This window comes from Leifsonia xyli subsp. cynodontis DSM 46306 (genome assembly GCF_000470775.1).
Taxonomy (GTDB): domain Bacteria; phylum Actinomycetota; class Actinomycetes; order Actinomycetales; family Microbacteriaceae; genus Leifsonia; species Leifsonia cynodontis.
The window spans coordinates 2464296-2476214 of sequence record NC_022438.1; the positions used below are offsets into that span (position 1 = coordinate 2464296).

Consider the following 11919-nt stretch of genomic DNA (forward strand, 5'->3'; position numbering starts at 1 on the left):
TCAGTACTGCCAGGGGAACGGCGACCAGTCGGGCTCCCTCTTCTCAAGGAAAGCGTCGCGCCCCTCGACAGCCTCGTCGGTCCCATAAGCGAGCCGCGTCGCCTCTCCGGCGAACACCTGCTGCCCGACCATCCCGTCGTCCACCGCGTTGAAGGCGAACTTCAGCATCCTGATCGCTGTCGGCGACTTCGTCAGGATCTCGCGCGCCCAGTCGAGTGCGGTGGTCTCCAACGCGGCATGGGGCACCACCGCGTTGACCGCCCCCATCTCGTAAGCACGCCGTGCCGAGTACTCGCGTGCCAGGAAGAAGACCTCGCGCCCGAACTTCTGCCCCACCTGGCGGGCGAAGTACGCGCTGCCGTATCCGGCGTCGAACGAGCCGACATCCGCATCCGTCTGCTTGAACCGCCCGTGTTCCTCACTGGCGATCGTCAAATCGCACACGACGTGGAGCGAGTGCCCCCCGCCGGCGGCCCACCCGGGCACGACGGCGATGACCACTTTGGGCATGAAGCGGATGAGCCGCTGCACCTCCAGGATGTGCAGACGTCCACTCCGCGCCGCGTCGATACCCGCCGAGGTCTCGCCGTCCGCGTACTTGTAGCCGTCCCGCCCGCGGATGCGCTGATCGCCGCCCGAGCAGAACGCCCACCCGCCGTCTTTCGGACTCGGGCCGTTGCCGGTGAGGAGCACCACCCCGATGCGCGGGTTCGTGCGCGCATCGTCCAGGGCGGCATGAAGTTCGTCCACCGTGTGAGGCCGGAACGCATTGCGGACCTCGGGACGGTCGAACGCCACACGCGCCACACGCCCGCTCACGTCGTGGTGGTAGGTGATGTCGGTGAGCCCCCCGAAACCGGGGACATCGGCCCACTCTCGCGGGTCGAAAGTCTCTGATACTGCCGCTGCCATGAAGACAGCCTACGGTGGCCCGTCCCGGCGCAAGGGGCTCGTGGGAAACTTGTGGAATGATGCCCGAGCTAGCCGACCTGTTAGCGACTTCTCACGTCGTCCGCCTTCCGATGACCGGCAGATTCCGCGGCATCGCTGCCCGCGAGGCGGTGCTTTTCGAGGGCCCTCAGGGCTGGACGGAGTTCTCCCCGTTCACCGAGTACGACGATGCCGAGTCAGCCGCCTGGCTGCACGCCGCGATCGACTTCGGCTGGCGCGCCACACCACCGGCAGTGCGCGAGCGCATCCCCGTCAACGCCACGGTTCCGGCCGTCGCGGCGGGAGAGGTGCCGAGGGTCCTGTCGCGCTACCCGGGCTCGCGCACGGCGAAGGTCAAGGTCGCCGAGCCCGGCCAGACCCTCGCCGACGACATCTCCCGCGTCCGCGCCGTCCGCGAGCGCCTCGGCCCCGAAGGCCGCCTCCGCATCGACGCTAACGCCTTGTGGAACGTGGATGACGCCGAGCACGCCATCCATGCACTCGCCCCGTTCGACCTCGAATACGTCGAGCAGCCCTGTCCGTCCGTGGAAGAGCTGGCCGAAATCCGTCGGCGCACCGCGTACATGGGCATCCCGATCGCCGCCGACGAAAGCGTCCGCAGGGCAGACGACCCGCTCGCCGTCGCCCGTGCGGGAGCGGCCGACCTGCTGGTCGTGAAAGCGCAGCCGCTGGGCGGCATCCATTCCGCTCTGCGGATCGTCGAGGCCGCCGGTCTCCCGGTCGTCGTCTCCAGCGCGATCGACACGTCAGTCGGTGTCGCGATGGGCGCTCACCTCGCCGCTGCCGTTCCGGAGCTCCGATTCGATTGCGGACTCGGCACGGTCGCGATGTTCGAGCGGGATGTCGCCGTCGATCCCCTGCTCCCGGTCGACGGCAGCATCCCCGTCACGCGTCCGGTGATCGCCCCGGACCGGCTCGCAGAACTGGCCGCACCCGCCGAGCGCCGGGAATGGTGGCGGAACCGTGTCCGCCGTTGCTACGGGCAGCTCGAACATGCACTCGCGGGCTGACTGCTCAGACGTACAGCTGATCGGGCACGTCGAGACCGTAGATGGCACGCCCCGAGTTCCAGATCGCCGCGCACGCCGCACGCAGCAGGTTCAGCTCGTCGCTGCCCGATTTCAGGATGCGGACATCGTTGCCGTCGATCGTCACCGTCGCGTCGCCCACGCTCACAGCACCGCTCCGGGCCACCTTCATGACCGGATACGGCTGTGCGAGCCCACGCAAATCGTCCAGGATGTAGGTCGGCCGCGATTCTGCATCCGCCGCGATCAGCTGCTTGGCCCGGTCGATCCCCGTCAGCACCAGCACGGAGTCGATTCCGGCCCGGTTCGCACCGAGCACATCGGTGTCGAGGCGGTCACCGATGAAAAGCGGTCTCGCCGCAGCGAAGCGCGCCACCGCCTCCGCGAAGATGGCCACCTCCGGTTTGCCCGCCACGATCGGCAGGCGCCCAACCGCCGTATGCACAGCCGAGACGAGAGTGCCGTTTCCGGGCGCGACCCCGCGAGCCACCGGGATGGTCCAGTCGGTGTTCGTGGCGATCCAAGGTCGCTCGGCATCGGTTCGACCCTGGAGCGCGAACGCCGCCTCGGCGAGCTGCGTCCATCCCACATCGGGTGCGAAACCCTGGATCACCGCCGCCGGGTCGTCCTCGGCAGAGCGGGTGATGCCGAAGCCGCCCTTGCGGACCTCATCCACCAGCCCGTCGCCGCCGACGACGAGGACGGTCGCGCCGGGCGGCACCTGCTGGCTCAGGAGCCGCACGGCCGCCTGCGGCGAAGTCACGACATCCGTGGGCTCGACCCGAAGACCGAGTTCGGTCAGATGCCCGGCGACCGACGCATCTGTCCGGGAAGCGTTGTTCGTGATGTAACCGACTCGTGTGGTTTTTGCCGCGTGATTCAGGCTCTCGACCGCATGCGGGATCGCATCCGGCCCCTTGTAGACGACACCGTCCAGATCCGCCAGGATCAGATCGCGGCCGTCCAGCGGCGAAACACTGTTCTCATTCCTCCGGAACAACGCCATCGCCCGGCTCCCCCTCCTGCGCTCCCGCCTCGACCACGCCACCGTCGGCTCCGTCGCTCGCGCCCTCGTCCTGGATCGCGTCGAGACCCTCGATCCGGCACTCCTCCTCGACCACAGTGATGGTCTCAAGCTCATCGCCCGCATGAGCTTCCGCCAATGCCGCTGCCGCCCGCTCCGCGTACCCACGCCAGAATGCCGCCTGCTCGGCACGCCCGAGCTCCTCCAGCACTTCCGCATAAGCGTGAAACAGATCCGGGCTCCAGTTGAACGCGCGGTCCGGGTCCAGCTGTGGGATCTCAAGCTCAGCGAGCGCCGCCTCCGGCTGCTCCTGGTCCAGGCGCGCGCCCGACATTGCGATGGCGAGGGAGACCTGTACAGCGCTGGGGAGCGTCGCACGGTCCACAGAACGCCCGAGCTCGAGCGCGCGGTCAGGGCGCCCGACGCCCCGCTCGCTGTCGACCATCAGAGGCAGCTGGTCGTTGGAGCCCGTGATCCGCCGGTAGGTCCTCAGTTCGCGAAGGGCCAGCGCGAAGTCACCAGTCGCGTAGGCCGTGATCGCGAGCGTCTCACGCACGACACCGATGCGCCCGGCGCGCCGTGCCGCCGAGAGCGCATGACGGTGGGCAAGCACCGGGTCTTCCTCGATGACCCGCGAAACCATCACGAGGTGCCGCGCCACCCACTCCGCGTTGTCTTTGCTCAATGTCTTGAGTTCGACGCGAGCCCCCTTGTCGAGGTCGCGTGCCTCGATGTCATGCGGCAGGTCGGGGTCATCGTGCCGCGGACGGATGGAGCGCAACTCGCGCGCTCTCTCCTGCTCAGGTGTGAGCGCGGTGTCCTGGGCGGACCAATCACCGCGAGCGGGACGTCCCCCCTTTGTCCACAGACGCTCATCGTCGCGACGCCCCTGAGCCGCACGGGATGCGTGGAGGCGACCGCCGTCGGAAGAGCGCCCGCCCCGTGAGGGCTGCGCGTCGCGATCGCGAACGCCGTAACCACCGCGGCGATCGTCCCGTTCCGCCCGCTGACCGTTCCGGGCAGGACGGCCGTCGCGTCCGCGGTCGTTGCCGTCGCCGAAACGATCGGCGCGCGCACCCGCAGAATCGCTCGTGCCAGCACGGCCACCGCGATAAGCCAGCTTGCCTTCACCGGCACGCTCACGGCGATACGCCGGCTTCTCCTCGCGCGAACGCTCACCTCGAGGAGACGGTCTTCCACCACGGTCGCCGCGGTGAGAAGGCTTTCCGCCACCGGAGCCTTCGCCCCGGAAAGGCTGCTTCCCCTCCCCGGGACGCTCATGCCGATACGGCTTCCCGGCATCCGAACGATCACCGCGATACGAAGAAGTCCCCTTCCCGGAACGCTCAGAGCGATACGGCTTCCTCTCACCCGAACGCTCGCCCCGGGAGGGCTGCCGGCTACCGGCCGAACGCTTCGCGCGGAAAGGCGGCTTCCCCTCACCGGAGCCTGTCCGAGATGTTCCCGACCGGTCGCCACGACCGGCCGCCGCATCATTGCCACGAGTCGGGCCAGCGTTCTTCGCGCCGGTGCCGCCGAGGCGCGCGTCACCGTGGCCGGCGCTTTTGCCGCTGTTGCACCGCGCCCGTGCGTTCGTACCGTCGTCTGCCGGGGTGTCGCTCACGGCTTCTCCTGTCGATGCCGAGGATCGGTCCCCGGCCTACGTGCGTGCTTCACGAGCAGCTGCCCGCGAGAAAATGACCTGTTAAAGCGAAATGGCCACCCATCACTGGGTGGCCATCTCACAAAGAAGTCCGGCGGTGTCCTACTCTCCCACAGGGTCCCCCCTGCAGTACCATCGGCGCAGAGAGTCTTAGCTTCCGGGTTCGGAATGTGACCGGGCGTTTCCCTCTCGCTATGGCCGCCGAAACACTATTGATGTATCAAAGTGAACGATCAAGCTTCGCTTGAATCAGTTCTCGACCGTACATCGAGAACCACATAGTGGACGCGTGCAATCTCAGGCCCCTCATAGCTGCCTTACAACTCCTATGAGAGTGGTGATTAGCAAGTTATCGGCTTATTAGTACCGGTCAGCTCCATGGGTCGTTAGTCCCCACTTCCACATCCGGCCTATCAACCCAGTAGTCTAGCTGGGAGCCTCTCGCCCGAAGGCATGGAAATCTCATCTTGAGGCCGGCTTCCCGCTTAGATGCTTTCAGCGGTTATCCATCCCGAACGTAGCTAACCAGCGGTGCTCCTGGCGGAACAACTGGCACACCAGAGGTTCGTCCAACCCGGTCCTCTCGTACTAGGGTCAGATCCTCTCAAATTTCCTGCGCGCGCAGCGGATAGGGACCGAACTGTCTCACGACGTTCTAAACCCAGCTCGCGTACCGCTTTAATGGGCGAACAGCCCAACCCTTGGGACCTACTCCAGCCCCAGGATGCGACGAGCCGACATCGAGGTGCCAAACCATGCCGTCGATATGGACTCTTGGGCAAGATCAGCCTGTTATCCCCGAGGTACCTTTTATCCGTTGAGCGACAGCGCTTCCACAAGCCACTGCCGGATCACTAGTCCCGACTTTCGTCCCTGCTCGACTTGTCAGTCTCACAGTCAAGCTCCCTTATGCACTTACACTCGACACCTGATTGCCAACCAGGTTGAGGGAACCTTTGGGCGCCTCCGTTACTTTTTGGGAGGCAACCGCCCCAGTTAAACTACCCATCAGGCACTGTCCCTGAACCGGATTACGGTTCTAAGTTAGATATCCAGAGTGACCAGAGTGGTATTTCAACAATGACTCCACGAACACTGGCGTGCCCGATTCAAAGTCTCCCACCTATCCTACACAAGCCACACCGAACACCAATACCAAACTATAGTAAAGGTCACGGGGTCTTTCCGTCCTGCTGCGCGTAACGAGCATCTTTACTCGTAGTGCAATTTCGCCGAGTTCGCGGTTGAGACAGCTGGGAAGTCGTTACGCCATTCGTGCAGGTCGGAACTTACCCGACAAGGAATTTCGCTACCTTAGGATGGTTATAGTTACCACCGCCGTTTACTGGGGCTTAAATTCTGAGCTTCGCCGAAGCTAACCCTTCCTCTTAACCTTCCAGCACCGGGCAGGCGTCAGTCCGTATACATCGTCTTGCGACTTGGCACGGACCTGTGTTTTTAGTAAACAGTCGCTTCCCACTGGTCTCTGCGGCCTTCAAACGCTTCAGGAGCAAGTCCTTTCACGCCTCAGGCCCCCCTTCTCCCGAAGTTACGGGGGCATTTTGCCGAGTTCCTTAACCACGATTCTCTCGATCTCCTTAGTATTCTCTACCTGACCACCTGAGTCGGTTTGGGGTACGGGCGGCTAGAACCTCGCGTCGATGCTTTTCTTGGCAGCATAGGATCACTGAATTCGCCTTGACGGCTATGCATAAGATCTCAGGCTATGTGAGAGACGGATTTGCCTATCTCTCGCCCTACATCCTTACCCCGGGACAACCACCGCCCGGTACAGCTACCTTCCTGCGTCACACCTGTTAATACGCTAGCCGCACCAGCATGGGATCGAGCGTTAGGCCTGGACCGTCACCCCGAAGGGATCGGTGTCCAGGATTAGGACTCTTAGCACCACTGGATTAGCTTGAACGGTTCTTCGCCGGTACGGGAATATCAACCCGTTGTCCATCGACTACGCCTGTCGGCCTCGCCTTAGGTCCCGACTTACCCAGGGCGGATTAGCCTGGCCCTGGAACCCTTGGTCTTTCGGAGGACGGGTTTCTCACCCGTCTTTCGCTACTCATGCCTGCATTCTCACTCGTGTGGCGTCCACGGCTGGTTCACACCGCCGCTTCACTCGCCACACGACGCTCTCCTACCCATCAACACGGCTGGACCACGAAGGCCTACCAATAATGCCAATGCCACAACTTCGGTGGCGTGCTTGAGCCCCGTTACATTGTCGGCGCGGAATCACTTGACCAGTGAGCTATTACGCACTCTTTCAAGGGTGGCTGCTTCTAAGCCAACCTCCTGGTTGTCTGTGCAACTCCACATCCTTTCCCACTTAGCACGCGCTTAGGGACCTTAGTTGGTGGTCTGGGTTGTTTCCCTCTCGACGATGAAGCTTATCCCCCACCGTCTCACTGCTGCGCTCTCACTTACCGGCATTCGGAGTTTGGCTGACGTCAGTAACCTTTTGGGGCCCATCGGCCATCCAGTAGCTCTACCTCCGGCAAGAAACACGCAACGCTGCACCTAAATGCATTTCGGAGAGAACCAGCTATAACGAAGTTTGATTGGCCTTTCACCCCTATCCACAGCTCATCCCCTCAGTTTTCAACCTAAGTGGGTTCGGTCCTCCACGACGTCTTACCGTCGCTTCAACCTGGCCATGGATAGATCACTTCGCTTCGGGTCTAGGACATGCGACTGAATCGCCCTATTCAGACTCGCTTTCACTACGGCTACCCCTCACGGGTTAACCTCGCCACATATCGCTAACTCGCAGGCTCATTCTTCAAAAGGCACGCTGTCACCCCTACAAGGAGGCTCCAACGGTTTGTAAGCAAACGGTTTCAGGTACTATTTCACTCCCCTCCCGGGGTACTTTTCACCTTTCCCTCACGGTACTTGTCCGCTATCGGTCATCTGGGAGTATTTAGGCTTATCAGGTGGTCCTGACAGATTCACACGGGATTTCTCGGGCCCCGTGCTACTTGGGATACTCTTCGCGCCATTGGACCATTTCGGTTACGGGGTTGGCACCCTCTATGACTGGCCTTTCAATGCCATTCACCTATGATCCTCTGTAACGCTTGCTGTTCGGCAGAAGCAGCAGAAAAGTCCCGCAACCCCGACCATGCAACGCCTGCCGGCTATCACACATGATCGGTTTAGCCTCTTCCGGTTTCGCTCGCCACTACTAACGGAATCGCTTTTGCTTTCTCTTCCTGTGGGTACTGAGATGTTTCACTTCCCCACGTTCCCTCTACCCGCCCTATATATTCAGGCGGGAGTCACTGGGTCACCTTGCGGGCCCAGCGGGGTTTCCCCATTCGGAAATCCTCGGATCAAAGTTCGTTTATCAACTCCCCGAGGCTTATCGCAGATTACTACGTCCTTCTTCGGCTCCAGATGCCAAGACATCCACCGTTTGCTCTTAGAAACTTGAAATCACATGAGTTTGAATCGATCGGCGTCTCCTCTATCGAAGTAGATTCGACGCAGATTGACCAATGATCTAATCAGTACTCGAAAGTACTGTGATCATCTTTTGTGATCCGAACCCGAAGGTTCGAATCTAAGATGCTCGCGTCCACTGTGTAGTTCTCAAAGTACGGGCGGTACCTTTTCCGTCAGCCGAATTATGACCAACAAGAAAAGGTCCGAGGTCCAGTTCTCATCCGATCGATGAGGCCCGGTCCCTCAGGACCCAACAGCGTGCATGTGCGGGGCTTCCAGGATCGAACCGTTCCTTTCTCCGAAGAGACGTACTGAGTTCGAGCCGTTCGGCTCCGCACCAATGTCAATGTTCCACCCATGAGCTACCGTCTGAGACCAAGTCTTACCGAAGTGATAAGTACTGTCTCAGATCCGGCGCCTGGACACCCGAGGGTGCCAGATGCTCCTTAGAAAGGAGGTGATCCAGCCGCACCTTCCGGTACGGCTACCTTGTTACGACTTAGTCCTAATCACCGATCCCACCTTCGACGGCTCCCTCCACAAGGGTTGGGCCACCGGCTTCGGGTGTTACCGACTTTCATGACTTGACGGGCGGTGTGTACAAGGCCCGGGAACGTATTCACCGCAGCGTTGCTGATCTGCGATTACTAGCGACTCCGACTTCATGAGGTCGAGTTGCAGACCTCAATCCGAACTGAGACCGGCTTTTTGGGATTCGCTCCACCTTACGGTATTGCAGCCCTTTGTACCGGCCATTGTAGCATGCGTGAAGCCCAAGACATAAGGGGCATGATGATTTGACGTCATCCCCACCTTCCTCCGAGTTGACCCCGGCAGTCTCCTATGAGTTCCCGCCATTACGCGCTGGCAACATAGAACGAGGGTTGCGCTCGTTGCGGGACTTAACCCAACATCTCACGACACGAGCTGACGACAACCATGCACCACCTGTTCACGAGTGTCCAAAGAGTTGACCATTTCTGGCCCGTTCTCGTGTATGTCAAGCCTTGGTAAGGTTCTTCGCGTTGCATCGAATTAATCCGCATGCTCCGCCGCTTGTGCGGGCCCCCGTCAATTCCTTTGAGTTTTAGCCTTGCGGCCGTACTCCCCAGGCGGGGCGCTTAATGCGTTAGCTGCGACACGGAAACCGTGGAATGGTCCCCACATCTAGCGCCCAACGTTTACGGCGTGGACTACCAGGGTATCTAATCCTGTTCGCTCCCCACGCTTTCGCTCCTCAGCGTCAGTTACGGCCCAGAGAACTGCCTTCGCCATCGGTGTTCCTCCTGATATCTGCGCATTCCACCGCTACACCAGGAATTCCATTCTCCCCTACCGCACTCTAGTCTGCCCGTACCCACTGCAGGCCCGAGGTTGAGCCTCGGGTTTTCACAGCAGACGCGACAGACCGCCTACGAGCTCTTTACGCCCAATAATTCCGGACAACGCTCGCACCCTACGTATTACCGCGGCTGCTGGCACGTAGTTAGCCGGTGCTTTTTCTGCAGGTACCGTCACTTTCGCTTCTTCCCTACTAAAAGAGGTTTACAACCCGAAGGCCGTCATCCCTCACGCGGCGTTGCTGCATCAGGCTTGCGCCCATTGTGCAATATTCCCCACTGCTGCCTCCCGTAGGAGTCTGGGCCGTGTCTCAGTCCCAGTGTGGCCGGTCACCCTCTCAGGCCGGCTACCCGTCGTAGGCTTGGTGAGCCGTTACCTCACCAACTACCTGATAGGCCGCGAGTCCATCCTTGACCGAAGTTCTTTCCAACCGCTAGAGATGCCTCCGCGGTTCGTATCCGGTATTAGCTTCCGTTTCCGGAGGTTATCCCAGAGTCAAGGGCAGGTTACTCACGTGTTACTCACCCGTTCGCCACTAATTCCCAAGAGCAAGCTCCTGGTTCATCGTTCGACTTGCATGTGTTAAGCACGCCGCCAGCGTTCGTCCTGAGCCAGGATCAAACTCTCCGTAAAATGTTTAACTCCAAGCCGCAAGCGACTGGAAACATAGCGCAGGCTAGACAGGAAATATGTCTTCGCACTGCGAGTTTGTCTTGACTAGTTTCGAATATCTACTGACATTCTGTATCTAATCCAAAGGAATCTCGCATCGACTCATCTGACCGAAGTCTTCTGGGTCAATGCCGAGGTTGTTTGGCATTTGACATTATGCACGCTGTTGAGTTCTCAAGGATCGGACGCTCTCACTTTTCACCCTGTCGGGCTGCTCAATGAGGCAACTTCGCTATCTTACCACTTTCGGTCAGTTTGTCAAGCTGTCCGTTTCGCGCTTTTCGTTCATCCATCGTGGGATACATCCGACTGCTCGCGATCCGAAGCGATTAGACCTGTCCAGTGAGTGGGGTATTTATTCTAAGCGATACAAACGAACTTTCACAAGCTCAGATTGCCGCTAACTAAGGATCTTGGTCCCACTTGAGGCCGGGGAGATCTTCCTCTCTCCCGCACCTTTGGGGTGACAAGTAAGTACTTTACGCAGGTCCCCCGAGAGCGTGCAAATTCGACTGACAACCCGGGCGTGTCGAGGTTGACTTCGCCGGAACTCCGCTGTCGTCGCGCTCAGGGACGGGTCGGCCGCGCCGGGAGGGGATCGTTCCTGAACGGCACATCCTGGAAACGACGATGGCGCCGAACCGAGTTCGGCGCCATCGGAGCTCGCGAGTCCCGCTCTGGTCAGAGACCCGAGTAGGCATGCAGCCCGTGGAAGAAGACATTCACGATTCCGAAGTTGAACAGGACCGCGGCGAAGCCGACGATCGCAAGCCAAGCCGAACGGGACCCCCGCCACCCGCGGGTGGCGCGCGCGTGAATGTAGCCGGCGTAGACCACCCAGATGATGAACGTCCAGACTTCCTTGGTGTCCCACCCCCAGTAGCGCCCCCACGCTTTCTCGGCCCAGATCGCTCCCGCGATGAGCGTGAAGGTCCAGGCGATGAAGCCGACGATGTTGATCCGGTAGGCCAGGTTCTCGAGCGCAACTGAGGTGGGCAACGTGGCGAGGAAGGCGAACTGCTGCGGACGCGACTCCTCGAGCTGGCGCTCGCGCCGATACTGCAGCAGTTGCAGAGCCGAGAGCGCGAAGCCCAGCGCGAAGAAAGCCGTTCCCAGGACGGCCACAATGATGTGGATGACCAGCCAGTACGACTTGAGCGCGGGCTGGAGCGGAACCACCGGGACGAAGTAGCTCATCAACGCGACACCCTGGAGCACCAGAACGAGACCGAGGATGAACGTACCGAGGTACTTGATGTCCCACTTGAGGTTGGCGACGAGGAAAACGCCGATAATAACCAGAGTCCCGGTCATCGAGAACTCCCACATGTTCGCCCACGGGACCCGCGTGGCAGCGATGCCGCGAAGGAGGGTCGCGACGAAGTGAGCGACCCAGCCTGCGATGGTCAGCCCGAAGGCCAACTTGAGGGAGACCGACGACCCCGAGCCGTAGAGCACATCCTGCTCGACGCGCGAGCTGATCCGAGAGGAGAGACGTCCGAGCGCGGAGGACGGGGGCGCAGCGTCACCGCCACCGATGATGGGAATTCCAGAGCCGGGCGCGCTCGCTGCGGTGATCGTGGTCACGCCGGCGGCGACGGGAGCGGAGACATCGGCCCGGCGGGCGACCGCGCTCGGGACGACGGCCGCTTCGACCGCGGTCGCCCGGGCGCCGCGGCGGGCCAGATCGAGCGCGAACGCGATGAACGCGGCGCCGTAGAACCCCATCGCCACATAGATGAAGACCGTGGAGAGCTGAGACAGGGTTTCGGTCACGG

5 protein-coding genes and 3 rRNA genes are annotated in these 11919 nt (G+C 61.2%); 1 reads left to right on the plus strand and 7 read right to left on the minus strand.

The genetic code is table 11. The features are described from left to right. Positions 1-912 carry a 1,4-dihydroxy-2-naphthoyl-CoA synthase gene (locus O159_RS11845; protein WP_021756015.1) on the minus strand — a complete coding sequence of 304 codons (912 nt, stop codon included), beginning with the start codon at positions 910-912 and terminating at the stop codon, positions 1-3. A gap of 56 nt (positions 913-968) precedes the next feature. On the opposite strand from O159_RS11845, the gene O159_RS11850 reads away from it, so the two are divergent. Then, positions 969-1961, plus strand: coding sequence for an o-succinylbenzoate synthase (locus O159_RS11850; RefSeq protein WP_043993767.1), 993 nt, complete (start codon positions 969-971; stop codon positions 1959-1961). A 4-nt stretch (positions 1962-1965) separates the two neighbouring features. On the opposite strand, the gene O159_RS11855 is transcribed toward O159_RS11850, so the two are convergent. The 6 genes from O159_RS11855 to ccsB form a co-directional block, all read right to left on the minus strand. Beyond that, positions 1966-2985, minus strand: a complete 1020-nt coding sequence (locus tag O159_RS11855; protein WP_021756017.1) for an HAD-IIA family hydrolase — start codon at positions 2983-2985, stop codon at positions 1966-1968. After that, the gene (locus O159_RS11860) at positions 2963-3784 is read right to left on the minus strand and encodes a hypothetical protein (protein WP_021756018.1); all 822 of its coding nucleotides are present in this window, start codon (positions 3782-3784) and stop codon (positions 2963-2965) included. The genes O159_RS11855 and O159_RS11860 overlap by 23 nt, the downstream gene beginning before the upstream one ends. Positions 3785-4755: 971 nt before the next feature. Next, a 5S ribosomal RNA gene (gene rrf, locus O159_RS11865) occupies positions 4756-4872 on the minus strand. Positions 4873-5006: 134 nt separating this feature from the next. Beyond that, a 23S ribosomal RNA gene (locus O159_RS11870) occupies positions 5007-8119 on the minus strand. Between the two features lie 459 nt (positions 8120-8578). Then, a 16S ribosomal RNA gene (locus O159_RS11875) occupies positions 8579-10102 on the minus strand. Together the 16S, 23S and 5S rRNA genes form the textbook arrangement of a ribosomal RNA operon. 720 nt (positions 10103-10822) lie before the next feature. Further along, positions 10823-11917, minus strand: a complete 1095-nt coding sequence (gene ccsB, locus O159_RS11880; RefSeq protein WP_021756019.1) for a c-type cytochrome biogenesis protein CcsB — start codon at positions 11915-11917, stop codon at positions 10823-10825. Positions 11918-11919: the final 2 nt, after the last annotated feature.